Origin of the sequence: Nonomuraea sp. NPDC005650, from assembly GCF_040605375.1 — a bacterium.
GTDB lineage: Bacteria > Actinomycetota > Actinomycetes > Streptosporangiales > Streptosporangiaceae > Nonomuraea.
Genome location: NZ_JBEXCR010000003.1, coordinates 116,774 through 140,408, shown reverse-complemented (window position 1 = coordinate 140,408; position 23,635 = coordinate 116,774). Strand labels below are relative to the sequence as shown.

Genomic DNA, 23,635 nt, shown 5'->3' with positions numbered 1-23,635 from the left:
CGTCGAGGGGAGTCAGGCCGAGGACTCCGCGGTGAGGCGTTTGAGGGCCGCGCGGGGGACGGCCGGGTCGGTGGTGCGCCAGAACGGGGGAAGGGAGCCCAGGAGGAAGCCGCTGTAGCGAGCCGTGGCGAGCCGGGGGTCGAGGACGGCGATGACGCCCTTGTCGTCCTGGGCGCGCAGGAGCCGGCCGGCGCCCTGGGCGAGGAGGAGGGCGGCGTGGTTGGCCGCGACCGCCATGAAGCCGTTGCCGCCCCTGGCCGCCACGTGGCGCTGGCGGGCCGAGGTCAGCGGGTCGTCCGGGCGCGGGAACGGCACCCGGTCGATGATGACCAGCCGCAGCGACGGCCCCGGCACGTCCACGCCCTGCCACAGCGACAGCGTGCCGAACAGGCACGTGGGCTCGTCCTCGGCGAACTGCTTGACCAGCAGCATCGTCGAGTCGTCCCCCTGGCACAGCAGCGGCACGTCCAGCCGCTCGCGCAGCGCCTCCGTGGCCGCCTTGGCGGCGCGCATCGAGGAGAACAGGCCCAGGGTGCGCCCCCCGGCCGCCTCGATCAGCTCGGTGATCTCGTCGAGGTACTGCTGCGGCAGCCCGTCGCGGCCGGGCTGGGGGAGGTGCTTGGCGACGTACAGGATGCCCGCGCGGGGGTGGTCGAACGGCGAGCCGACGTCGATGCCCTGCCAGCCCTTGCCGTCGCCGAGCCCCCACTGCGCGGCCAGCGCGTCGAACGTGCCCCCCAGCGCCAGGGTCGCGGAGGTGAGGATCACCGTGCGCTCGCCGAACAGCTTGTCGCGCAGCATGCCGCTCACGGTCAGCGGCGCGACCCGCAGCGAGGGCGGGCGCCGGTCGGTGCCCGCGTCGAGCCAGACCACCTCGGCGCGGTCGGACTCCGAGGCGTGGCCGTACGCCTCCAGCATGCGCACCGCCGTGTCGTGCACCTCGTCCAGCGTCGAGAAGGCCGCCTTGCGCTGCCCCGCCTTGTCCGGGTCGTCCTTGTCCGCGCCGCGCGGCCCCATGGCCGTCACGCAGCGCGCGGCCGAGTCGCGTACGAGCGCCAGCGTCAGGCCCAGCACCTGGGGCAGCTCGTCGATGCGCCCGGGCGGCGCGGCGGCCAGCAGCGCCTTGAGGTCCTCGCCCGCCTCCAGGAGCTGGTCGGCGACCGACTGCTCGATCAGCCTGCCCACCCGGCGCACCGCCAGCGACACGGTCAGCTCCGACAGCTCGCCGGTCACCACCGACGTCACCCGGTCGACCAGCTCGTGGGCCTCGTCCACGACCACGACCTCGTGCTCGGGCAGCACCGGCAGGTCGCCCATGGCGTCGATGGCCAGCAGCGCGTGGTTGGTCACCACGACGTCGACCTCGCCCGCCCGCGCCCTGGCCAGCTCCGCGAAGCACTCGGCCCCGCTCGGGCAGCGGCTGGCCCCGAGGCACTCCTGCGCGCTCACGGAGTATTGCCGCCACGCCTGCTCGCTCACGCCGGGCACGAGCTCGTCGCGGTCGCCGGTCTCGGTCTCCTCGGCCCACTCCTGGATGCGCTGCACCATGCGGCCGGTCGCGCTCACCTCGCGGGGGTCGAAGAGCTGGTCCTGCTCGTCTTCTTCGGGCCAGCCCGCCGTCGCCTTGTAGCGGCACAGATAGTTGCGGCGGCCCTTCAGGATCGCGAACGTCGGCTCGTGCGGCAGCTCCTTGGCCAGCGTCTCGGCCAGCCGGGGCAGGTCGCGGTCGACGAGCTGGCGCTGCAGCGCGATCGTGGCCGTGGAGACGACGACGGGCGAGTCGCTGTCCATCGCGTGGCGGATCGACGGCACGAGGTACGCCAGCGACTTCCCGGTGCCCGTGCCGGCCTGGACCGCCAGGTGCTCCTCGTCGTCGATGGCCTGCTGAACGGCCTGGACCATGGTCAGCTGGCCCTGCCGTTCGCTCCCTCCGAGAGCGTTTACCGCGACCATGAGGAGTTCGTCCGCAGACGGGAGATGGGAGTCCGGCACGGCAGTAAACGCTACCCGCATTCCGGGGTCGCCGTGCCGAACGCGGTGTGATCGGCCAGATGCATCCCGGCGTTCCCGGACCCCTGCGGCGGCGCCCGTGGCACACTGGGCGACCGGGACTCCGACAGGTTAGGGAAGGTCTTCACACAGAGTGACCAGAGGGGTTCCCGGTGTAGGTGGGAAGGCCGGTTACAGAGGGTTTTCCGGGGTTGAGTGGACGGATAAAGGCTGGTTAAAGCAGTATGTCTGCCATGTCGGAAGTTGTCCCGTTGCCGTCGTTCGGCGAAGTGTTCTTCGATGCGCGAGGTCAGGAGCGGTGTCTCCGCGTCACGTGGCATGAGGGCACGCTGGTCCTCAGCCTCTGGCGGGGGGAGATGTGCACAGCGAGCTTCCGCATGCCGATGGAGGACGTCGGCCGCCTGCTCGACACTCTCGACGAGGGCTTCGCGGAGGCCACGGGCGAGCAGCCCGCCGTGCCCGCGCAAGAGCCGGGCACGGAGGTCATGCCCGGCACCGGCCAGTACCAGCGGCCGGCCCAGCCCATCCAGCAGCCGCCGCAGCACCAGCCCGACGAACGGCCCACGGCCGCCCTGTCGCCCAACGACGTCCTCGTGGCCAGGGGCACCCCTCCGGCCCGCCAGGACAAGCTGGTGGCCTCGTACGGCGAGACCACGGCCCCCAGGGACTCCATGCCCCCGGCGCCCCCGGCGTACGGCGAGCCTCCCAGGGAGAGCCCGGCCTACGGCGAGCGCGCGCCCTTCACCGGCCCCCAGTACGTGGAGACGACGGCCCCGCAGCAGCGCTACACCGGCGACCCGCTCAGCGGCCCGCAGCAGTACGCCGGTGACCCCTTCAGTGGTCCGCAGCAGTACGGCGGCGATCCCCTCAGCGGCCCGCAGCAGTACGCCGGTGACCCCTTCAGCGGCCCGCAGCAGTACGGCGGCGAGCCGGCGCAGTACGGAAACCCGGCAGGCCAGCCCGACCCGTACGCCGGCCCGCAGTACGACAACGAGCCCGTCTACCAGATGCCCGGCGACCAGCGTCGCCCGGCGCCGCTGAGCACCGACCCGCTCGGCTTCCCCTCCCAGGCCGCCGCCCCCCACCAGCAGCCCCAGCACCAGCAGGCGCCGCACCAGCAGCATCAGCAGCCCCAGCACCAGCAGGTCCAGCACCAGCACCAGCAGGCGCCGCACCAGCAGCAGGCCCAGTATCCGGCCGACCCCTACGCGGCCGATCCCTATCCGGCCGACCCTTACCCGGCCGACCCTTACGCCAGGCGCCCCGACGCCTACCAGCAGCCGCCGCAGGCCCAGGCCACCCCGGGCCTGGGCACCCCCATGCACGGCATCCCGGGCGCGGGCCGGCCCCGTCCCGCCCCCCAGCCCGTCCACGACGACTACGCCGCCTACCAGCAGAATCCCGGGCCGAGCCCGGTGGATCCGCTGATGTCCATGGGCCGGCCGGAGCACCAGCAGCCCGACGCGCTGTCCCGCCCCTACGTCGGGGACCCCATGTTCTCCACGGGCGAGCGCCTGCGCCCCGACCAGCAGCCGGACTACTACGAGCGGAGCGACCGCAGGGAGTGGTGACACGCCGGGTCCGGACGCCAGGTACGCTCCTCCCGAAACCATCGGGCCGAGGCGGAAGGAGCACCGGTGGATCCGACCATTGGCCTGCAGTTGTTGCTGGTGGCAGGCGGCGCGATCGGCGTGGCGGCCGTGGCCCGGCGCAAGGGCTGGCCGGCCCCGCTGCTGCTGGTGGCCGCGGGCCTGCTGGTGTCACCGCTGGTGCCGGCGGTGCCGCTGCAGCCGGAGCTGGTGCTGTACGTGTTCCTGCCGCCGCTGCTCTACTCCGCCGCGTTCGACAGCTCCTACCTGCGCCTGCGTGACGTCAAGCGGGCGGTGGCCCTGCTGTCGGTCGGGCTGGTGCTGTTCACCACGGCCGTCGTCGGGCTGGTCGTCCACCTGCTGCTGCCGCACCTCCCGCTGGCGCTGGCGTTCGCGCTGGGCGCGATCATCGCGCCGCCCGACGCCGTGGCCGCCGTCGCGGTCGGCCGCCGGCTGGGTCTGCCACGGCGGGCGCTGACGATCCTCGTCGGCGAGAGCCTGTTCAACGACGCCACGGCGCTGACGTTGTACCGGGTCGCCATCGCGGCCGCGCTGGGCGGCGCCATGGACCTGTGGCACGGCCTCGGCCACTTCCTGCTCGCCGCGGCGGGCGGCGTGGCGGTCGGCGTGGCGGTGGCGTTCGCGATGGCCTGGCTGTTCAGGCACACGCGCGACTCCCTGGTCGAGAACACGCTGATGCTGCTGATCCCGTTCGCCACCTACCTCGCGGCGGAGAGCGTGGAGGCGTCGGGCGTGATCGCGGTCGTGATCGTCGGCCTCTACCTGGGCAACCGCATGCACCTGCAGGGGTTCGGCACCCGGCTGGTGTCCGACTCCGTGTGGAAGGTCACCGACTTCCTCCTGGAAGCGATCGTGTTCGCCCTGATCGGGCTGCAGCTCACGACCGTCGTGCAGGGCATCTCCGGCTACAACCCGTGGGCGGTCGCGGGCTACGCCGCCGCCGTGCTGGCGGTGACGATCGTCAGCAGGTTCGTGTGGGTGTTCGTGGTGACGTACCTGACGAGGCTTTTCCGCAGGAACGACGCGCCCACCGCGCCGCAGGCGGTGATCCTCGGCTGGGCGGGCATGCGCGGCGTGGTGTCGCTGGCGGCCGCCTTCGCCATCCCGCCGGACATCCCGGCGCAGGACCGCGCGATGCTGCTGTTCCTGACGTTCACCACCGTGATCGGCACGCTGCTCATCCAGGGCACCACGTTCCCCGCGCTGATCAGGCGGCTGCGCGTGTCGAGCGACCGGGAGCAGTACGAAGACCGCCTGGCCGAGGCGGCGGCCCAGCAGGCCGCGCTGGAGGCCGGGCTGGAGGAGCTCACGCGGCTCGTCGACGAGCAGGGCGAGCCCGACGAGATCCAGAAGCAGGTCATCGACCAGCTCAGGGAGAAGTCCTGGCGCCGCTCGCTGAGCGCGTGGGAGCGCCTGGGCGGCGGCACGGGGCAGGGTGGTGCGGAGACCCCCAGCGCCCTCTACCGCCGCCTGCGCCGTGACATGCTCCAGGCCGAGCGCCAGGTCTTCGTGCGCCTGCGCGACGAACGCCGCCTCGACGACGAGGTGATGCGCGACGTGATGGCGCAGCTCGACTTCGAGGAGGCGATCCTGGAGCGCTAGCCGGGAAAGGCCGCGCGGGTCAGCCCATCGCGCTGTCGACGAAGCACCAGCGCCAGTCCTCGCCGCGTTCGTAGGACTGGATCACCGGGTGAGCCGTCTCGTGGTAGTGCTGGGTGGCGTGCTTGGCCGGTGAGGAGTCGCAGCACCCGATGTGACCGCACTCCAGGCAGCGGCGGAGGTGCACCCAGCGGCCCCCGACGGCCAGGCACTCCTCGCAGCCCTCCGGCGTCTTCGCCGCCGGATCGTCAGCCTGGGAAAGATGCTCGCAAATTGCCATAGGAGAAATCCTAGAACCAGCGGCACGATCAAATTTCCGCCGCCCCTCTTGTCGGCTGCCGGGCAAGCGTGGACATTGTGCTCATCGGGGGAGTGACATAGGCCACACCATCCCGGGGAGCTGGGCGTGCTTGAGGTCCGCAACCTCGAAGTCGTCTACGACGACGTGATGCTCGTGCTGCGCGGCGTGAGCCTCAGGGTCCCGCCTGGGGCGATCGTGGCGCTGCTCGGCGCGAACGGCGCGGGCAAGACGACCCTGCTCCGCGCCGTGTCCGGGCTGCTCGACGTGCACGACGGCAAGATCACCAAGGGTGCGGTGACGCTGGAGGGCGAGCCCGTCCACCACCTCAAGCCCGCCCAGATCGTGCGGCGCGGGGTGAGCCAGGTGATGGAGGGCCGCCGCATCCTCGCCGAGCTGACCGTCGAGGAGAACCTCAAGGTCGGCGGCCACACGGCGGCCGAGTCCCACCTGGAGCGCGTCTACGGCCTGTTCCCGCTGCTGCGGGAGCGGCGCAAGAGCGTGTCCGGCTACCTGTCGGGCGGCGAGCAGCAGTTGCTGGCCGTCGGCCGCGCGCTCATGGCGGGGCCGAAGTACCTGCTGCTCGACGAGCCCAGCCTGGGCCTGGCGCCGTCGCTGGTCGCCCAGGTACGCGACCTCATCGTCGAGATCAACCGCCAGGGCACCACGGTCCTGCTGGTCGAGCAGAACGCCACGATGGCCCTGTCCATCGCCTCCCACGGCTACGTCATGGAGACCGGGAAGATCGTCATGGACAAGCCGTCCGGCGAACTGCTCGCCGACGAGGACATCAAGGAGTTCTACCTGGGGGCCGTCCGGTCCTTCCGCGAGGTCAAGCACTACAAGCGGAGGAAACGATGGCTCTCCTGACGTTCGAGGACGTGCACCTGAGCTTCGCCGGCGTCAAGGCCGTGGACGGCGTCTCGTTCGAGGTCCGGCAGGCCGAGCTGCTGGCGGTCATCGGGCCGAACGGCGCGGGCAAGACCTCGATCTTCAACGTGCTCTCGGGGGTCTACCGGCCCCAGCGCGGCCGGGTCACGTTCCTGGGCGAGGACCTGCTGCTCAGGCGGCCCCACGAGATCGCCGCCATGGGCCTGGCCAGGACGTTCCAGAACGTCGAGCTGTTCCACAACCTGACCGTCCTGGACAACCTCATGCTCGGCCGCCACCACCACTTCCGCTACGGCGCCCTGGCCGCGCTGCTCTGGTACGGGCGGGCCAGGCGCGCTGAGCTGGCCGCCCGCGCCGAGGTCGAGGACATCATCGACTTCCTCGAACTCGAGGCCTGGCGGCGCCACCCCGTGCGGCTGCTGCCGTACGGGATCCAGAAGCGGGTCGAGCTGGGCCGGGCGCTGGCCATGGAGCCCCGGCTGCTCCTGCTGGACGAGCCGGTGGCCGGCATGAACCTGGAGGAGACCGAGGACATGGCCAGATTCGTGCTGGACATCCGGGACGAGCTGGGCATCCCGGTCGTCCTCGTGGACCACGACATGGCGCTGGTCATGGACCTGGCCGACCGGGTGCTCGTGCTCGACTTCGGCCGCCCGGTCGCGCTCGGCACCCCGGCCGAGGTCCAGCGGGACCCGCGGGTCATCGAGGCGTACTTGGGAGGGGCCCGGTGAGCAGCATCGTCACCAGGGTGCGGGACCGCGCCCGCAGCGCCCCCGGCGCGGTCGCCATGCGGCACAAGGACCGGGGCATCTGGCAGGAGGTCACCTGGGCCGCGTACTGGACGCACGTCGAGCTCGTCGCCCACGCCCTGCTCGCGCTCGGCGTCGAGCCCGGAGACCGCGTCGCCGTGCACTCCGAGAACCGCCCGGAATGGCTCTACGGCGACCTCGGGACGGTCGCCGTCAGGGGCGTCACCGTCGGCCTCTACCCCACGAACCCGCCCGCCGAGGTCGCCTACCTCCTGTCCGACTCCGGCGCGAAGATCCTCATCGCCGAGGACCAGGAGCAGGTGGACAAGGCGCTCAAGGTCCTCGGCGAGTGCCCCGAGCTGCGGCGCATCGTCTACCTGGAGCCGCGCGGCATCCGCGGCCGCTACGACGACGACGTCCTGATGTCCTGGCCCGAGCTGCTGGCCCTCGGGGCCGAGCACCGCGCCGCGCACCCCGGCGCCGTGGAGCGCCGCATGGCCGAGTCCGAGCCCGGCGACGTGATGACGCTCATCTACACCTCGGGCACCACGGGCCCGCCCAAGGGCGTCATGCTCACGATCGGGAACGTGGAGTTCGCCGTCGGCACGCTCGTCCTGGGCGGCGGCTTCACCTCCCCGCCGCCCTCCGAACGCGACCTGGCGCTGTCGTACCTGCCGCTGTGCCACGTGGCCGAGCGGGCGTTCACCGTGTGGTTCAACTCGGCCGCCGGCGTGCAGGTCAACTTCGCCGAGTCCATCGACACCGTGCAGGCCAACCTGCGCGAGGTGCAGCCGACGATCCTGTTCGGGGTGCCGCGGATCTGGGAGAAGGTCCTGGCCCAGGTCGACATCCGGCTGGAGTCGGCGTCGCCGGTCAAGCGGGCGGTGACGCGGTTCTGGCTGCGGGTGGCCGACCGGATGGGCGACGTGCTGGTGCGCTCGGGAGGCCGGCACACGTTCGGGACGCGGCTGGCGTACGGGGTGGGGTGGGTGTTCTGCTACCGCTCGCTGCGCGAGCGGCTCGGGATGCGGCGGGTCAGGTACGCGGCCTCGGGGGCCGCGCCGATCGCGCCCGGCGTGCTCAAGTTCTACATGGGGATCGGCATCCCCATGCACGAGGTGTACGGGATGAGCGAGAACACCGCGATCGCCACCGCCAACCGGCCCGGCAGGGTGCGCCTGGGCACGGTCGGCGAGCCGCACCCCGGCATCGAGCTGAAGATCGACGAGGCCACCGGCGAGATCATGACCCGGCATCCGGGGACCTTCGCCGGGTACTGGCGCAACCCGCGGGCCACGGCCGACGTGCTCGACGAGGACGGCTGGCTGCACACCGGGGACGTGGGGGAGTTCGTCGAGGGCACGCACGTGCGGATCACCGACAGGATGAAGGACATCATCATCACGGCCGGCGGCAAGAACGTCGCGCCGAGCGAGATCGAGAACGCGCTGAAGGCGTCGCCGTACGTGAAGGAAGCCGTCGTGATCGGGGACGGGCGGCCGTACCTGGTGGCGCTCATCGGGATCGAGCCGGACACGGTGGGGGAGTGGGCGCGGCGGCGCGGCCTGCCGTACACGACCTATCGGGATCTGTCGGAGAAGCCGGAGACGCGGGAGCTGGTCCGCGGGATCGTGGACGAGGTGAACACCCGCTTCGCCCGGGTCGAGCAGGTGCGGCGGTTCGCGTTCCTGCCCAAGGAGCTCGACCACGAGGACGGCGAGCTGACCGCTACCCAGAAGGTCAAGCGGGCCGCCGTCGCCAAGCTCTACGAGGACCTGGTGGAAGGGATGTACGCCCGGTGAAGGGGCTGCTCGAGACCGTGATCAGGGGCCTGGGGAACGGCTCGGTGTACGCGCTGCTCGCGCTCGGGTTCGTGATCATCTACAAGGCCACGCGGGTGATCAGCTTCGCGCAGCCCGCGCTGATGCTGGCCGGGGCCGTTGCGGTGAGCTACCTGGCCGAGGTGACCGGCTTCTACGCCGCCGTCCTGCTGGCCGCGCTGCTCATCGCCCTGGTCGCGCTCGGGATCGAGCGGGCCGCGATCAGGCCCATGGTGGGGCGGCCCGTGTTCGTCGTGGCGATCATCACGCTCGGCGTCGACGTGGTGGTGCGGGTGGTGGTGAACGGCTTCATCGGCCGGGACGTGCGGCAGGTCGGCGACCCGTGGGGGTTCACGCAGGTGTCGCTCGGGCCGTTGGTCGTGCAGCGGCGCTGGCTGGCCATGCTGCTGGTCACGGCGGTGCTGGTGGCGCTGCTGTTCGCGTTCTTCCGCTACACGAGGTACGGGCTGGCGATGCGGGCGGCGGCGTTCGACCAGGAGATCGCCCTGGCGCAGGGGGTCTCGGTGGGGGCCGTGTTCGCGCTGTCGTGGGCGCTGGCCGGGTTCCTGGCGGCCGTGGCCGGGATGTTCGTCGGGACCGGGCAGGGGATCGAGCAGCTCACCTGGGTGGTCGCGCTGAAGGCGCTGCCGGCGATCATCGTGGGCGGGCTCGACTCGCTCGGCGGGGCCGTCGTGGGCGGGCTGGTGGTCGGGGTCGTGGAGTCGCTGTTCCAGTCGTACCAGGGGGAGTTCGCGCCCTGGCTGGGGCAGAACGTGGCGGTCGTCTCGCCGTACATCGTGATGTTGATCGTCCTGCTGGTCAGGCCGTACGGCCTGTTCGGGACCCGGGAGGTCGAGCGCGTATGACCGGGACGCGATCCGCGGCGGGCTCCGCCGCCGCCGACATACCGACCGGACGGTCTCGGCGGGTGCGCGGGCGGCCGCTGCTCTACACCTCCTACGCCCAGGACATGGCCTTGCTCGACACCCGGGCGAAGCGGGTGTGGACCGGGCTGCTGGTGCTGCTCGCGTTCGGGCTGGCGGTGCTGTTGCAGGACCGGTCGCTGGAGGTGCTGGCGGGCGCGTACGCGCTGGCCATCGGCGCCATCGGCCTCAACATCGTCACCGGCTACGCCGGGCAGGTCTCGCTCGGCCACGCGTTCTTCGTCGCCATCGGCGCCTACACCGCCGCCGCCCTGTCCGGGCCCGTGGACGGCGAGCGCCTCGGCCTGGGCCTCGCGGAGATCTGGATCTGGCTGCCCGCGGCCGGGCTGGTCGCCGCCGCGGCCGGGGTGCTGGTCGCGCCCCTGGCCACCCGCCTGCGCGGCCTCTACCTGGCCGTCGTCACGCTCGGGCTGGTCTTCCTCGGCGAGCACGTCTTCAAGGAGTGGAAGGACCTCACCGGCGGGCCGGGGGTCGGGCGCGAGGCGGCGGTCCCGCAGCTCTTCGGCGTGCGTCTCGACCAGGACGGGCCGCTCGGCACCAAGGAGCAGTCCCTGTACGTGCTCATGCTGGCGCTGCTCGTCGTCTTCGCCCTGGCGGCCCGGAACCTGGCCCGCTCGCGCGTCGGCCGCGCCTTCGCCGCCATCCGCGACCGGGACATCGCGGCCGAGGTCATCGGGGTGCCGCTGACCCGCTACAAGGTGCTGGCCTTCGGCGTGTCGTCGTTCTACGCGGGGTGCGCCGGGGGCCTGCTCTACACGATCTCCGGGTACGTCGAGCCGGGGTCGTTCAGCCTGCTGCTGTCCGTGCAGTTCATCGCGATGGTGCTGATCGGCGGCGTGGCCACGGTGTCAGGGTCGATCGCGGGGGCGCTGTTCATCTCGCTGCTGCAGCCGCTGACCAGGGCGCTGCCGGCGCTGGTGCCGTTCGTGAGCGCGGACACCACGCGGACGCCGAACGTGTTCCAGGTCGAGACCGTGCTGTACGGGCTGCTCATCGTGGTGTTCCTGATCTTCGAACCGCGGGGGCTGTTCGGGCTGTGGATTCGGGTCCGCAACTACTGGAAGTCCTGGCCTTTCTCCTACTAGAAGGTGATTTTTCATGAAGAGTCGCTATGCAGCGGGATTTATCGCGATAGTGGCCCTTCTGTCCGCGTGTGGCGTCTTCCGGGGGGACGACGAGGGCAGCAAGGGCGGCGCCCAGGCTCCAGGAGTCACCACCGCACCCTGCCCCACCGCGGTGGACGCCAAGAAGGGCTGCATCTATCTCGGCACGATCTCCGACCTCACCTCCGGCCCCTTCGCCGCGCTGGCCGTGCCGATCACCGACGCCCAGAAGGCGTTCTGGGCCCGCGTCAACAAGGCCGGCGGCATCGGCGGCAAGTACGAGGTCGACGTCACCAAGTACGTACGGGACAACAAGTACAACCCGGAGGTGCACCGCCAGGTCTACAACGAGATCAAGGACCACGTGCTCGCGCTGGCCCAGACGCTCGGCTCGCCCACGACCGCCGCCATCATCGGCGACCTCAAGGCCAACAGCGTCGTCGCCGCCCCCGCGTCCTGGACCTCGGCCTGGGAGTTCGAGGACGTCATGATCGAGAGCGGCTCCAACTACTGCGTCGAGGCCATGAACTCCGTCGACTACGCGATGGACACGTACAAACCGAAGTCGGTCATGGCCGTCCACCTGGCCGGCGACTACGGCGCGGACGCCGCCGCCGGCGCCAAGATCGCCGCCGAGCGCAACGGCCTGAAGTTCACCAACGTCGAGACCCCGTCCGGCGCCACCGAACAGGGCCGGGCCATCACCGAGATCACCAAGAACCGGCCTGACCTGGTCATCCTCACCACCGGCCCGGCCGACGCCGCCACGATCATCGGCCAGGCCGCCGCGGCCGGCTACAAGGGCCGCTTCATCGGCACCGGCCCCACCTGGAACCCGGCCCTGCTGAAGTCCCCCGCCGCCCCCGCACTCAAGGCCCTGTACGAGCAGTCGGCCCCGGGCAAGCCGTGGGGCGCCGACACGCCGGGCCACCAGGCGATGCGCGACGCGCTGCCGGGCGTGACGCCCAACGACGGCTACACCTCGGGCTGGGCCTGGGCGTACCCGATGAAGGCCGCCCTGGACGCGATGGTGGCCGGCGGGGACGTGAGCCGCAAGGGGCTGCTGGCGGCCGTCAAGACGCTGAGGACGGTGGACTACGAGGGCATGCTCCCGCCGGAGGCGGGCAACTACGCGGACGCGTCGGGGGCCGCGGTGTTCAGGCAGACCTTGATCAACAAGGTCGACGAGACGGCGCCGACGGGCGTGACCATCGTCAAGGACTTCTTCACCGGCCCGACCGCCCAGGCGTACACCTTCGACGGCCCCTGCTTCAACAAGCTCTAGCGGGCCCGATTCGCCCGGCGGGGCGGACGCGCGAAGGGCGGGCTCGTGAAGCACACACGAGCCCGCCCTTTCACGACGCGTCAGGCGCTAGTTGGCGCTGACCTTGCGCTGGATGTCGATGAGGATGCTCATCATGTCGTTCTGGTTGCCCTGCAGATTGTTGATCTTGACGTCCATGGAATCGAACCGGTTGTCGATCTGCTCGAACCTCGTGTCGATCTCCTGGAACTTCGTGTCGATCTTGACGTCGAGGGCGGTGACCCTCTCGTCGAGAACGGTGACCTTGGTGTCGAGGGCGGTGACCCTCTCGTCCAGGACGGTGACCTTGGCGTCCAGTGCGGTCACTTTCGCGTCGAGGACCTTGACGTGGTTGGCCACTCCGTTGATCCGCTCGGTGAGCTGCTGGCCGAGCTCCGCCTGGTCGGCCCGGAGCTGGATGAACTCGTTGTCCAACTCGGTGCCGAGTTTGGTGCAGAGGTCCTTGAAGCTCATGTTGATCTCCCTTACCTTTGGGGTAAGGGACCGGGGATGTTAGCGATCTCCGGTCCCGCTTCTTTGCCAAGAGGATACCCCGGCAATCGGCGGTAGCAAGCGGAATCGAATGAAGATTCCCCTGGTCAGAGGGCAAGTAGGACCTTTAGTCCGGAATTATCCGCCCAAATCGAAGAGAATTATTTTCAGGTTCGGCGCGGTTGCGAATGGGGTATCGAATTCGGCGCCCGACGGTCAGAGTTTGCCGAGGCCGCGGGCGAGGATGGTGGCGGTGCGGGCGACGGCCGTGTCGTCGCCGGCGTCCCCCGCGGCGCGGTTGGTGTAAACGGCCATGATGATGGGAGCCGCGCCCTTCTTGGGCCAGATGACCGCGATGTCGTTCCCCCCACCGAAAGCCGAATTCGTCCCGGTCTTGTCGCCGATGGTCCAGGTCTTCGGCAGGCCCCCGCGGATGCGGGCGTCACCGGTCTTGGTCGCGATCAGCCAGGCGTTGAGCTGCTCCCGATCCTTGGCGTTGAGCGCGTTCCCGGTCGTGACCGCGCGCAGGTCGCGGGCGATGGACGCGGGCGTCGTGATGTCGCGCTTCTCCTTGGGCGTCCAGTCGTTCAGCTCGGTCTCCCAGCGGTCCAGCCGGGAGATCGGGTCCTTCAGCGTGCGGAAGTAGCGCGTCAGGCCGGCCGGTCCGCCGATCTGCTTGAGCACCATGTTGCCCGCGGTGTTGTCGCTGAGGGTGATGGTCGCCTCGCACAGCTGGTTGACGGTCAGGCCGTCCTCCACGTGCTTCTCGGTGGTGGGGGAGTTCGGCTTGAGGTCGTCGGCGGTCCAGCGGACGACCTTCTCCATCAGCCCGGGGTCGGTGGTGCGCGCCTTGTGCAACGCGGCCGCGCAGGCCATCGCCTTGAACGTGGACAGCAGCGGGAAACGCTCGTTCGCCCGGTACCCGATCGTCCTGCCCGTGGCGGTGTCGATGGCGTACGCGCCGATGCGCCCCTTGAACGACACCTCCAGCGCGCGCAGCTCCTTGCGCGCCTGGGCCTCGCCCGAGACGACCCGCACGGAGGCCGCGGCCGGGGCGGCGCTCGCCGGGAGGGCGCCGCCCGCCAGGAGGGAGATCGTCAACGTGGTGGTCGCCGTGAAGCGGCGGTTTCGCATGTCTCGTCCTTGCGGTCGTCCGTCAGTGGGCAAGGAGCCAAGCAGAAGCGATCACCGCATGTCTAATAGCGATATCGCGAAGGGATCGATATCGGTTCACACATGAGTACTGCTCAGGGCCAGGATTCCGGCGACGATCAGTGCGCCCGCCGAGCCATCAGTCACCGGAGCCCGTGGGGGGCAGGGGGACGATCAGTTGGGTCAGCTGCACCGGGCGGGCGTCGGTGGGGCGGGAGGCAGGGGCGTCGACGCGGGACATCAGGGGTCGGAGCAGCTCCGTCATGGCCGCGCCCAGCGCCGCCAGCTCCTCCGGCGTGGCGTAGAGGTACATGTTGCCCACGCCGCCCACCCCCCGCCACGGCTCCGGCTCGTCCCCGCGGTGTTGCTGCCACTCGGCCAGGCGCGTCAGCGCGCGCTCGGCGATCACCTGCTCCAGCAGGCTCCGGGCGGCCGCGTGTTCCGGCTCGGCGGCGGTGTCGTCCCACTCCTGGACGGTCTCGGTGACCTTCCAGGGGCGCTCGCGCTCGTCGCGCGCCTCCGCCTGCTCCACGAAGCCGTACTTGGCCAGCTGGCGCAGGTGGTAGGAGGCCAGCGCCTGGCTGATGCCCGCCTCCCGCGCGGCGTCGGCGGCGGTCGTCGCGCCCGCCCTCAGCAGCAGCTCGTGCAGCGCCAGCCGCACCGGATGCGCGAACGCCCGCATCGCGGCCGGGTCGCTGAGCCGTCGCCGGTCGCCGGGCTGCGGCTCGTCGCCGGGCCCCCGCCGCCCCGAAGATTCCAAAGACATGCTTGGAATCTTGGGCGGCGGTCGTCGAAGATGTCAAGGGATCCTTTGGAATGCGTTGGGTAGGGTCGATGTATGCGACTCCTCAAGAGCCGACTCGTGCCCCTGGCCGCCTTCGCCGTCTGTGTCTTCGCCGCCGGGTGCGGTGAGGTCAACAGCACCATCGACAAGGCCCAAGCGTGCCTTGAAGCCCCGAAGATCGTCGCCGACCTGGGCGCGCAGCTCAAGACGCTCGCCGACGATCCCAAGGCCATGGACAAGGCCCTCGACGACGCCGCGACCAAGCTCAACGACGTGGCCGACAAGGCCGCCAACACCACGATCAAGGAAGCCTCCGACGACCTGGCCAAGACCCTGAGCGGCATCAACGTCAACGACGTCAACGGCGCCGTGGACGCGACCCAGAAGGTCCTCACCGAGTCCGCGGCCTACGCCGAGAAAGTGGCCAAGGCCTGTACTGGCTGAATCCCGGCTTCTCTAGGGGAAATGGGGACGAATTACCGTTTCTTCTATGGAACCCGACCCGCGTTTCACCTTGGCCAATGAACGAACCTTCCTCACCTGGCTGAGCACGGCGCTGGCGCTCAGTGCGGGCGGGGTGGCGATGGCGGCGGTGCCGGAGCACGTGTTCGTCTCCTGGATCCGTACCGCGCTGGCGGTCGTGCTGGTGACGCTCTCGGCGCTCGCGGCGGGCATGGCGTACCCGCGCTGGCGCAACATCCAGCGCGCCCTGCGTCAGCAGGCGCCGCTGCCGCCGCCCGCGCTCGCGGCGGTCTTCGGGTACGGCGTGGCGGCCGTGGCGGTGATCGCCCTCATCCTGATCATCCTGGCCGCCTGAGCCCGAGGCCGGAACAGATGACACCGGAGAAGGAGATCTGGGACCGGGGGCTGCAGAGCGAGCGCACCCGGCTGGCCTGGGTGCGCACGGCCGTGGCGCTGGCCACCGGCGGGCTCGGCGCGGCCGGCCTGTCCCTCAGGCACGGCCTGCCCGTGCCCGCGACGGTGGCGTTCGCGCTGGCCGCGCTCTGCGGCGCCGTGCTGCTGATCAGGACCGGGGTACGGTTCCGCCGCGTGCAGGTGGCCCTGCACGGAGGCAGGCCCCTGGACCCGGGGCTCGACGTGCTGTTCGCCTGGCTCGGCACCCTGTGCGTGGTGGCCGGCGCCGTCACCTTTGTGCTCGCAATCCGGTAAGCGCGGTTGCCAGATCCGGAGAAGGAGGCACACACTCGGAGTGAGGGGGTGACCTCGTTGGAGGAAGAACACAGGATCGTGCCTTTCGAGTGCCGCGGTTGCTGGCACGTTTGGGAAGAGGACTACCTCGTCAGGCGCATCGACGACCGTCACGGAAACGAGCGGGAGATCTGGCTGCGCGCCGGGCTCCCCGTGCTGCCGCCGTCCCCGGGGGGCGTCATGTGCCCGAGGTGCGGGAGCCAGCAGGCCACGACGTTCCCGGACGGTTACCTGTCCCGGCATCCGGAGCTGATCCCACCGGCCGAGCCCCCCGTCCCAGACGCGACTCCGCTGCTCAGCCCGGTCCGGAAGTCGCTTTACGAACGACTAACCTGACACTTGGTGAGCATTTCGTAGCGCCAAGTGTCATAAAGCCGGTCTTGCGGGCGCGCGGAGTCGAGCGGACACTCAGGATCGAACGGCGATCAGAAGCCGGGGGGTGGTCCGAGTGACCGACGGGTTCGACACCCGCGAGACGTGGCCTTTCGAATGCCTTCGCTGCTTATACGTCTGGGAAGAGGATTACGTCGTCCGACGCCTCGCCGACGTGCACGGCAACGAGGTCGACATCTGGCTCAGCGCGGGAGTGACCGTGCCGCCGCCCTGGTCGGGCACGTGTTGCCCGCACTGCGGCGCGTACCACGTGACCTCTTTCCCGAAGGGCTACTTAGCCCGCCATCCCGAGCTCGTGCCCGCCCCCGACCCGGAACCCGAGCCGGTCCTCGCCGCCGTGGCGGCGGCGGAGCCGGGCAGGGTGTCCGCGCCGCGGACGCACCTGCCCGGCAGGTTGCTGATCGCGCTCGGGGTGCCGCTGGCACTGTTCGTCGGGTACGAGCTGTACGCCAACGCCGTCGCCATGGCACACCACCACTAGGCGGCTAGCTGAGGCTCTCCAGCCACGCCTGGTGCAGCCCGGCGTACCGGCCCGAGGCCGCGATGAGCCGGTCCGGCGGACCGTCCTCGACGATCTCGCCCCGTTCCATCACGAGCACCCGGTCGGCGATCTCCACCGTCGAGAGCCGGTGCGCGATGATCAGCGCCGTCCGGTCGGCCAGGATCGTCCGCAGCGCGCGCTGCACCAGCCGCTCGCTCGGCACGTCGAGGCTGGAGGTGGCCTCGTCGAGGATCAGCACGGCGGGGTCGGCGAGGAACGCCCTGGCGAACGCGACGAGCTGGCGCTGCCCGGCGGACATCCGGCCGCCGCGCTTGCCGACCTCGGTGTCGTAGCCGTCGGGCAGGCTCGAGACGAACTCGTGCGCCCCGATGGCCTTGGCCGCCTCACGCACCTCCCGGTCGGTGGCGTCGGGCCGGCCGAACCTGATGTTGTCGGCGACCGTGCCGCTGAACAGGAAGTTCTCCTGCGTCACCATGACCACGGCCTGGCGCAGCGCCGGCTCGTCCAGCGTGCGCAGGTCGACGCCGTCGAGCAGCACGCGGCCCTCGGTGGGGTCGTAGAAGCGGGAGATCAGCTTGGCCAGCGTCGTCTTGCCCGCGCCCGTCGCCCCGACCAGCGCCACGCTCTGCCCGGCCGGGACCGTCAGGTCGAGCCGGGGCAGGATCGGCATCTCCTCGACGTAGGCGAACCGGACGCCCTCGAAGCGCACCTTGCCGCGCGCCCTGCCGTCCGGCAGCCTGGCCGGCTCGCGCGGCTCGGGCACGGAGGGCTCCTCCTCCAGCACGCCCGACAGCTTCTCCAGCGCCGCGCCGGCCGACTGCAGGGTGTTGTAGAACTGGCTGACCTCCTGCATCGGCTCGTAGAACTGACGCAGGTAGAGCAGGAAGGCGGCCAGCACGCCGACCTTGACCTCGCCCTCCACCGCCAGCCAGCCGCCGTACAGCAGCACGCCGCCGATCGTCAGGTTGCCGATCAGCTTGATGCCGGTCATGAACGTCGCGCCGAGCTGCATGCTGCGCGCGTTCGCACCCCGGTAGTCGTCGTTGAGCTGCTCGAAGATCTCCTGGTTGCGCGGCTCCCTGCGGAAGGCCTGCACCGCGCGGATGCCGGTCATCGACTCCACGAAGTGCACGATCACCAGGGCCACCGTCTCCCGCGTACGCCGGTAGACGATCGCCGACTGCTGCCGGAACCACCGGGTGAACAGCAGCAGGAACGGCAGCGGGACGAGCGCCAGCAGGCCCAGGTGCAGGTCCAGCACCAGCAGCAGGACGGCCGTGCCCGCCATGGTCAGCACGGCCTTGACCAGCGCGTCGAACCCCGACTGGAGCAGCTCGGCGATGGCCTCGACGTCCGAGGTCAGCCGCGAGATGACCCGCCCGGAGGTGTACTGCTCGTGGAAGCTCAGCGACAGGCGCTGGAAGTGGTCGAACACCCTCCTGCGCAGCTCGAGCAGGGCGCCCTGGCCGATCTGGCCGGACAGGGTCAGGAACGCCCGGCGCGTGAGCGCCTGCGTGATCGCCGCGGCCAGGATCACCCCGACCACGGTCAGCAGGACGGAGGGGCCGGCCCCGCTCGTGATCGGCGGGATGCCCTCGTCGATCCCGACGGAGACCAGGAAGGGGATCGAGAGCCCGGCCGCGTTGGAGACGACGACGATCGCGACGAGCAGTCCGATCTTCTTCCGGTACGGCCTGAGCAGGGCGCCGAGCAGCCTCCGGGAGCGCTCCCGGAGTAGGACGGACACCTTCTCCGGCAGCTCGTCCTGGTCCTCGGAGGACACGCCCCGCCAGGACGCCGTGGTGGTGGTGGTCATCGCAGCGCTCCTTCCGCGGCGTCGTCGAAGTCGGCGTCCTGGGCCAGCAGCTCGCGGTATTCGGGCACCTCGGCCAGCAGCTCGTGGTGCAGCCCGACGTGCGTGATCGTGCCGCCGCGCAGCAGCGCCACCTTGTCGGCCAGCAGCACGGTGGAGGCGCGGTGGGCGACCACGATGCCGGTCGCGTCGCGCAGCACGTGCCGCAGCGCCTCCTCGACGAGCGCCTCGGTCTCCACGTCGAGCGCGGAGAGCGTGTCGTCGAGCACGAGGATCCGCGGCCTGCTCAGCACGGCCCGCGCCAGGGCCAGGCGCTGCCGCTGGCCGCCGGACAGGGACAGGCCCTGCTCGCCGATGCGGGTGTCGAGGCCCCACGGCAGGTCGTAGACGAACATGGCCTGCGCGGTCTGGATGGCCTCGGCCAGCTCCTCTTCTGTGGCGTCGAGCCGGCCGAGCGTGAGGTTCTCGCGCACGCTCATCGAGAACAGCGTCGGCTCCTCGAACGCCGTGGCCACCACCGAGCGGAGGCTGGTCAGCTCCAGGTCGCGGACGTCGTGCCCGTCGATCGTGACGCGGCCCTCGGTGGGGTCGATCAGCCGCGGCACCAGGGCGGTCAGCGTGGTCTTGCCTGAACCCGTCGCGCCGACGACGGCCACCGTCTCGCCGGGGCGCACGTCCAGCCAGACGTCCTGCAGCACCGACTCCTCGGAGTCGTGGAAGCGGAACCCGACGCCCTCGAAACGCAGGTGGCCACGCGGCCGTTCGATGGACTGCGTGCCGCCCTCGATGGCGGGCACGGTGTCCATGACCTCCATGAGGCGGTCGGCGGAGGTCATGGCCTCCTGGGCCATGGCCAGGATGTAGCCCAGGCTCGCGATCGGCCAGACGAGCTGGAGCATCAGCGTGGTGAAGGCGACCAGCGCGCCCAGCGTCAGCGAGCCCGTGCCGACGGCCAGCGCGCCCAGCAGCAGCACCAGGGCCAGCGTGATGTTGGGGATGATCTCGAGGAAGGCGAAGAACTTGGCCAGCAGCCTGGCCTTGTCCATGGAGGTGCCGTAGACCTTGAGCGCGCCCTCGTCGTAGCGGTCGAAGACGTAGTGGCGGCGGCCGAAGGCCTTGATCGTACGGATGCCGAGGGCGGACTCCTCGACGAGCGTGGCCAGGTCGCCCTGCTCGTCCTGCACCTGGCGGGAGGTCTTGATGTAGCGCTTCTCGAACCGCAGCGACAGCCACACGATCGGCACGGCCGAGGCGAGCACCAGCAGCCCGAGCGGCCAGTACTTGTTCAGCAGCAGCACGGTCACCGTGATCAGCTGCAGAATGTTCATGACCAGGAAGAGCATGCCGAAGCCGAGGAAGCGGCGGATGGTCGACAGGTCGGTCGTGGCCCGGGATAACAGCTGGCCGGACTGCCAGTCGCCGTGGAATCCCATGGGCAGCCGCTGCAGGTGCTCGTAGAGGTCGTCGCGGATCGCGGTCTCCAGGCCGAGCACCGGTTTCACCTGGGCCCACCGCCGCAGGAGGATCAGCAGGGCCTCGACGACGCCGACGCCGATCGCGAGCAGCCCGAGGGGCAGCAGCGCGCCGGAGTCCCCGTGGGCCACGGGACCGTCGATCACCTTCTCGCTGATGAGCGGGAGCGCGATGCCGGCCGCGATGCCGACGATCGCCGCCAGCCAGATGAACACCAATCTGACGACGTAGGGGCGGAGGTAGGACTTCATCCGCCACAGGGAGTTGGAGGAGAGCAGGGGACGTTGAGGTATGTGCGTATCGGGAGGCATCCCTTCTAGGCTAATACGAGGGTTCAACCGATTTTCAGTAGCCCCAAGAGTGCGGTTCTTGTACGTGACGTGCGGAAACAGTGAAAGATCTTGCACATTCGGCGGACCGTTACTTTTGTTGTGATCTGTTGGGGTATGTTCTTCGCCCTGCTCCGGGGCCTTCCAGGATGGGGAGTCATGATCGTCGAATCGGAGATGCCGTACCTGCGCCGGTGTGTCGAGCTGGCCGCCAGGGCGCTGGAGGTGGGCGACGAGCCGTTCGGCTCGGTGCTGGTCTCCGCCGACGGGGCGGTGCTGGCCGAGGACCACAACCGGGTGGCCTCCGGCGACAACACGCAGCACCCGGAGTTCGCCCTGGCCCGCTGGTCGGCGGCGCACCTGACGCCCGAGGAGCGGGCGGGCGCCACCGTCTACACCTCCGGCGAGCACTGCCCGATGTGCGCCGCCGCCCACGCCTGGGTCGGGCTGGGCCGCATCGTGTACGTGTCCTCGTCGGAGCAGCTCGCCGCGTGGCTGTCGGAGCTAGGCGTCCCGCAGCCGCCCGTGCGCACGTTGCCGATCAACGAGGTCGCGCCCGGCATCGTGGTCGAGGGCCCGGTGCCGGAGCTGGCCGAGGAGGTCCACGAACTGCACCGGCGCGCCCACGGCTGACGACATATACCGCTTTACCTGGGATTTGTACGGTCCGTGACAGAGTGTGGCCATGCTGTTCGGCCGCTCCATCAGGGCCCGGATGACCATGGCGGCGGAGGTGGTCTTCGGGACCGTCGTCCTTCTGGGGGTGCTGGCGATCTCGCTGACCTACCCCGTACGGGCGCGGGAGGACCTCGCCGAGCAGGCCGCCGACGCCAGCCGGCACCTGGCCATCGCCATCGGTGAGCATCGGTTCAGCGGCCCCATCCCCCCGCGGCAGGGCGTCTACATCTTCCAGATCGTGAACTCCGGCGGCAAGGTGCTGGCCGCCACCAACGGGCTCGTGGGCCGGCCGCCCATCACCCGGGACTGGCCCACCGGAGGCGACTCGCAGGTCCAGACCCGCGTGTGCCAACGTGGCCCGTGCATGATCGTGGTGGGGACGAGCAACCCCACCAGCGCGTACGGCTCCGTCGTCGCCTACGCGGCCGTGCGCGAGCCGTTCCTGCTGAGCTCGCCGTTCCTGCCCCTGGTGCTGTCCGCCTTCGGGGCGGCGCTGGTGGCGCTGATGGGATGGGGCGCCTGGTACGGGGTCGGCCGGGTGCTCGCCCCCGTGGAGCAGATCCGGACGGGGCTGGAACGCATCAGCGCCCACGACCTGGGCCGGCGCGTCGACGTGCCCGACACCGAGGACGAGGTCGCCGAGCTGGCCGCCACCGTCAACGCGACTTTGGAGCGGCTGGAGGACGCCGTGGACCGGCACCGGCGCTTCGTCTCCGACGCCTCCCACGAGCTGCGCACGCCGCTCACCGGGCTCATGGTGCGGCTGGAGGCGGGCCTCACGGACCTGGACGAGAAAGAGTGGCGGGCGGCGATCAGGGACGCCCAGCGGCTGTCGGACATCGTCCACGACCTGCTCCTGATGGCCCGGCTGGACGCGGGGGTGCAGCCCCAGCAGGAGCGGATCGAGCTGGGGCGGCTGGTCGAGGAGGAGATCGCGCGGCGGTCGTGCCGGCTGCCGCTGACGACCGACGTGGAGCCCGGGCTCTTCGTCCGCGGCAACCGGCTCCGGCTCGCCCGGCTGCTGATGAACCTGCTGTCCAACGCCGATCGGTACGGGCAGTCCCGGGTCTGGGTCTCCGTGCGGGCGTGGAAGGACCAGGCCGTGGTGGAGGTGCTGGACGACGGGCCGGGGATCCCCGCGGAGATGCGGGAGCGGGTGTTCGAGCGGTTCACCCGCCTCGATCACACCCGGTCGCGGGACACCGGGGGCACGGGGCTGGGGCTGCCGATCGCCCGTGACATCGCCAAGGCCCACGGCGGGACGCTGGAGATCGGGGACGGCCCCGGGTGCCGGATGATCCTGAGCCTGCCGCAGGCCCTCCCGTACTCCGCGCCCGGCGCGAAGCAGCTCTAGGACGACTCGCCGAGCTCGATGGTCTCGGCCACCTCGGCGTGCCGCTCGGCCTCCTCCTGAGCGAACCGGTCCGCGTCCAGCTTGTCGGCGATGTCCTCGTCCTGGCGCATCAGGGCGTCCAGCGACTGGCCCGCCATCTCCAGCACGCCCATCTCCGCGTACGCCTCCTGCAGGCGCGGGCTCCACAGCCCGATGTCCTTGACGCACGGCACGATCCGGCTGAACAGCAGCGACCTGAACAGCCTCAGGTACTCGGAGTGGTCCGTGGCCTCCATGGCCTCCTCGACCTCGGCCTTCGACAGGCCCAGGTTCTCCCAGGTCTCCCGGCCGCGCAGCCGGTCGCGCATGAGGTAGCAGCCCTCGATGACGAAGTCCTCGCGCTCGCGCAGCTCGCTCTCCGACAGGCTCCGGTAGTAGTCGCGCAGCGCCATCCGGCCGAAGGCCACGTGCCTGGCCTCGTCCTGCATCACGTACGCCAGGATCTGCTTGGGCAGGGGCTTGGTCGTGATGTCGCGCATCACCCCGAACGCCGCCAGCGCTAACCCCTCGATGAGCACCTGCATGCCGAGGTAGGGCATGTCCCAGCGGGAGTCGCTCAGCGTGCTGTCGAGCAGGGCCTTGAGGTGCTCGTTGATCGGGTACGCCAGGCCCACCTTCTCCTGGAGGAAGCGCGCGTATGTCTCGGCGTGGCGCGCCTCGTCCATCGTCTGGGTGGCCGCGTAGAACTTCGAGTCGAGGTCGGGGACCGACTCCACGATCTTGGCCGAGCAGATCATCGCGCCCTGCTCGCCGTGCAGGAACTGGGAGAACTGCCACGCTGCGCCGTGCCGCCGCACCTCGTTGCGGGTCTGCTCGCTCATCCGCTCCCAGAGCGGGGTGCCGTGGATCGCGATGGTCTGGTCGGGGATGCCCAGGACGTTGTACGGATCGACCTCAAGGTCCCAGTCGATGCGCTTGGCCGAGTCCCACTGCTTGTCCTTGCCCTTCTGGTACAGGGCCAGCATGCGATCCCGGCCGTCGTCGTACTCCCAGGTGAATCGGCTCGCGCCGGCCATCTCGACGTTCCACGTGGAGAGCTCGGCGGGGATGGTGTAGAGATCGTGCGTCGACATGGAACCTCCCAAGGGGG

General features: G+C 70.5%; 22 protein-coding genes. 14 read left to right on the top strand and 8 right to left on the bottom strand.

The window, feature by feature from the left end; genetic code table 11:
- Positions 1 to 12: 12 nt before the first annotated feature.
- Complete coding sequence (locus ABZS69_RS06095; RefSeq protein ID WP_355367280.1) at positions 13 to 1,953, bottom strand: ATP-dependent DNA helicase; 1,941 nt, start codon at positions 1,951 to 1,953, stop codon at positions 13 to 15.
- Positions 1,954 to 2,243: 290 nt separating this feature from the next.
- Here ABZS69_RS06095 and ABZS69_RS06090 point away from each other — a divergent pair, with 290 nt between their 5' ends.
- Positions 2,244 to 3,581, top strand: a complete 1,338-nt coding sequence (locus tag ABZS69_RS06090) for a hypothetical protein (RefSeq protein WP_355367277.1) — start codon at positions 2,244 to 2,246, stop codon at positions 3,579 to 3,581.
- Between the two features lie 66 nt (positions 3,582 to 3,647).
- Positions 3,648 to 5,222, top strand: coding sequence for a Na+/H+ antiporter (locus ABZS69_RS06085; RefSeq protein WP_355367274.1), 1,575 nt, complete (start codon positions 3,648 to 3,650; stop codon positions 5,220 to 5,222).
- Positions 5,223 to 5,241: 19 nt separating this feature from the next.
- Here ABZS69_RS06085 and ABZS69_RS06080 read toward each other — a convergent pair whose 3' ends face one another.
- Entirely contained in the window at positions 5,242 to 5,499 is a 258-nt protein-coding gene (locus ABZS69_RS06080) for a UBP-type zinc finger domain-containing protein (RefSeq protein ID WP_350722476.1), read from the bottom strand.
- Between the two features lie 126 nt (positions 5,500 to 5,625).
- Between ABZS69_RS06080 and ABZS69_RS06075 the strand changes: the two genes are divergently transcribed.
- From ABZS69_RS06075 to ABZS69_RS06050, 6 genes are read left to right on the top strand one after another with little or no spacing between them, the layout of a single operon-like run.
- Positions 5,626 to 6,387, top strand: coding sequence for an ABC transporter ATP-binding protein (locus ABZS69_RS06075; protein ID WP_355367269.1), 762 nt, complete (start codon positions 5,626 to 5,628; stop codon positions 6,385 to 6,387).
- Complete coding sequence (locus tag ABZS69_RS06070) at positions 6,375 to 7,139, top strand: ABC transporter ATP-binding protein (protein WP_355367266.1); 765 nt, start codon at positions 6,375 to 6,377, stop codon at positions 7,137 to 7,139. The genes ABZS69_RS06075 and ABZS69_RS06070 overlap by 13 nt, the downstream gene beginning before the upstream one ends.
- On the top strand, positions 7,136 to 8,959 hold the full coding sequence (locus tag ABZS69_RS06065; RefSeq protein ID WP_355367263.1) for an AMP-binding protein: 1,824 nt from the start codon (positions 7,136 to 7,138) through the stop codon (positions 8,957 to 8,959). The genes ABZS69_RS06070 and ABZS69_RS06065 overlap by 4 nt, the downstream gene beginning before the upstream one ends.
- Complete coding sequence (locus tag ABZS69_RS06060) at positions 8,956 to 9,843, top strand: branched-chain amino acid ABC transporter permease (protein ID WP_355367260.1); 888 nt, start codon at positions 8,956 to 8,958, stop codon at positions 9,841 to 9,843. Before ABZS69_RS06065 ends, ABZS69_RS06060 begins: the two co-directional genes overlap by 4 nt.
- Positions 9,840 to 11,006 (top strand): branched-chain amino acid ABC transporter permease, encoded by a 1,167-nt coding sequence (locus ABZS69_RS06055; RefSeq protein ID WP_355367257.1) that lies wholly within the window; start codon positions 9,840 to 9,842, stop codon positions 11,004 to 11,006. The genes ABZS69_RS06060 and ABZS69_RS06055 overlap by 4 nt, the downstream gene beginning before the upstream one ends.
- A 13-nt stretch (positions 11,007 to 11,019) precedes the next feature.
- A complete protein-coding gene (locus ABZS69_RS06050; protein WP_355367254.1) occupies positions 11,020 to 12,309 on the top strand; it encodes an ABC transporter substrate-binding protein in 1,290 nt (429 codons plus the stop codon).
- A gap of 87 nt (positions 12,310 to 12,396) precedes the next feature.
- Here the strand turns inward: ABZS69_RS06050 and ABZS69_RS06045 are convergent, their stop codons facing one another.
- The 3 genes from ABZS69_RS06045 to ABZS69_RS06035 all read right to left on the bottom strand — a co-directional run bounded on the left by ABZS69_RS06045 (position 12,397) and on the right by ABZS69_RS06035 (position 14,737).
- The gene (locus ABZS69_RS06045; protein ID WP_355367251.1) at positions 12,397 to 12,801 is read right to left on the bottom strand and encodes a hypothetical protein; all 405 of its coding nucleotides are present in this window, start codon (positions 12,799 to 12,801) and stop codon (positions 12,397 to 12,399) included.
- A 234-nt stretch (positions 12,802 to 13,035) separates the two neighbouring features.
- On the bottom strand, positions 13,036 to 13,953 hold the full coding sequence (gene bla, locus ABZS69_RS06040; protein ID WP_355367248.1) for a class A beta-lactamase: 918 nt from the start codon (positions 13,951 to 13,953) through the stop codon (positions 13,036 to 13,038).
- Between the two features lie 157 nt (positions 13,954 to 14,110).
- Positions 14,111 to 14,737 carry a helix-turn-helix domain-containing protein gene (locus ABZS69_RS06035; protein WP_355367245.1) on the bottom strand — a complete coding sequence of 209 codons (627 nt, stop codon included), beginning with the start codon at positions 14,735 to 14,737 and terminating at the stop codon, positions 14,111 to 14,113.
- Between the two features lie 72 nt (positions 14,738 to 14,809).
- Between ABZS69_RS06035 and ABZS69_RS06030 the strand changes: the two genes are divergently transcribed.
- The 4 genes from ABZS69_RS06030 to ABZS69_RS06015 all read left to right on the top strand — a co-directional run bounded on the left by ABZS69_RS06030 (position 14,810) and on the right by ABZS69_RS06015 (position 16,838).
- Positions 14,810 to 15,199, top strand: coding sequence for a hypothetical protein (locus ABZS69_RS06030; protein ID WP_355367242.1), 390 nt, complete (start codon positions 14,810 to 14,812; stop codon positions 15,197 to 15,199).
- Positions 15,200 to 15,245: 46 nt separating this feature from the next.
- Entirely contained in the window at positions 15,246 to 15,572 is a 327-nt protein-coding gene (locus ABZS69_RS06025; RefSeq protein ID WP_355367239.1) for a DUF202 domain-containing protein, read from the top strand.
- A gap of 17 nt (positions 15,573 to 15,589) precedes the next feature.
- Positions 15,590 to 15,925, top strand: a complete 336-nt coding sequence (locus ABZS69_RS06020; RefSeq protein ID WP_355367236.1) for a DUF202 domain-containing protein — start codon at positions 15,590 to 15,592, stop codon at positions 15,923 to 15,925.
- A 487-nt stretch (positions 15,926 to 16,412) separates the two neighbouring features.
- Entirely contained in the window at positions 16,413 to 16,838 is a 426-nt protein-coding gene (locus ABZS69_RS06015) for a hypothetical protein (protein ID WP_355367233.1), read from the top strand.
- A 4-nt stretch (positions 16,839 to 16,842) separates the two neighbouring features.
- Here the strand turns inward: ABZS69_RS06015 and ABZS69_RS06010 are convergent, their stop codons facing one another.
- Positions 16,843 to 18,675 (bottom strand): ABC transporter ATP-binding protein, encoded by a 1,833-nt coding sequence (locus ABZS69_RS06010; protein ID WP_355367230.1) that lies wholly within the window; start codon positions 18,673 to 18,675, stop codon positions 16,843 to 16,845.
- The gene (locus tag ABZS69_RS06005; RefSeq protein WP_355367227.1) at positions 18,672 to 20,456 is read right to left on the bottom strand and encodes an ABC transporter ATP-binding protein; all 1,785 of its coding nucleotides are present in this window, start codon (positions 20,454 to 20,456) and stop codon (positions 18,672 to 18,674) included. Before ABZS69_RS06005 ends, ABZS69_RS06010 begins: the two co-directional genes overlap by 4 nt.
- A 177-nt stretch (positions 20,457 to 20,633) precedes the next feature.
- On the opposite strand from ABZS69_RS06005, the gene ABZS69_RS06000 reads away from it, so the two are divergent.
- Both ABZS69_RS06000 and ABZS69_RS05995 read left to right on the top strand, forming a co-directional pair.
- A complete protein-coding gene (locus tag ABZS69_RS06000; protein ID WP_355367224.1) occupies positions 20,634 to 21,107 on the top strand; it encodes a nucleoside deaminase in 474 nt (157 codons plus the stop codon).
- 52 nt (positions 21,108 to 21,159) lie between these two features.
- Positions 21,160 to 22,506 carry a HAMP domain-containing sensor histidine kinase gene (locus ABZS69_RS05995; protein WP_355367221.1) on the top strand — a complete coding sequence of 449 codons (1,347 nt, stop codon included), beginning with the start codon at positions 21,160 to 21,162 and terminating at the stop codon, positions 22,504 to 22,506.
- Here the strand turns inward: ABZS69_RS05995 and ABZS69_RS05990 are convergent.
- Positions 22,503 to 23,618 (bottom strand): ferritin-like domain-containing protein, encoded by a 1,116-nt coding sequence (locus ABZS69_RS05990; protein ID WP_355367218.1) that lies wholly within the window; start codon positions 23,616 to 23,618, stop codon positions 22,503 to 22,505. The two genes, ABZS69_RS05995 and ABZS69_RS05990, sit on opposite strands and share 4 nt — an antisense overlap.
- Positions 23,619 to 23,635 lie beyond the last annotated feature (17 nt).